Annotated in this window: 1 protein-coding gene; it reads right to left on the reverse strand. The window is 75.1% G+C overall.

The features are described from left to right. Window positions 1-267, reverse strand: a 267-nt coding sequence (locus tag LZA78_RS17705) for a hypothetical protein (RefSeq protein WP_233678187.1), incomplete at its 3' end; no start/stop codon positions are given. Between the last annotated feature and the right edge of the window lie 18 nt (window positions 268-285).

Raw genomic sequence — 285 nt, forward strand, 5'->3', positions numbered from 1 at the left:
GCCCTGGAGAGCCCGCAGCTCCGCAACGCGGGACGCCGCCCGGTCGTGGGCCTGCGCGTCGGAGGTCAGGTCCTCGTCGGCGCGACGGCTGGCGAAGTCCCAGGCCGTGCGCCACGGGCTGCCCTCGACGTTCGCCGTGTCCGCGGCCAGGCCCTTGGACAGCTCGACCAGCTGCGCCTGCGCCGACGTCCTCGCCGAGACCTTCGCATCCAACGCGAGCCTGGTGACCGCCTGCGCCTCGGCGGCGACCCCGAGGGCGACCTGCATGTCGGCGTACCCGTCCAG

Origin of the sequence: Rhodobacter flavimaris, assembly GCF_021378075.1 — a bacterium.
GTDB classification, from domain to species: Bacteria; Pseudomonadota; Alphaproteobacteria; order Rhodobacterales; family Rhodobacteraceae; genus Rhodobacter; species Rhodobacter flavimaris.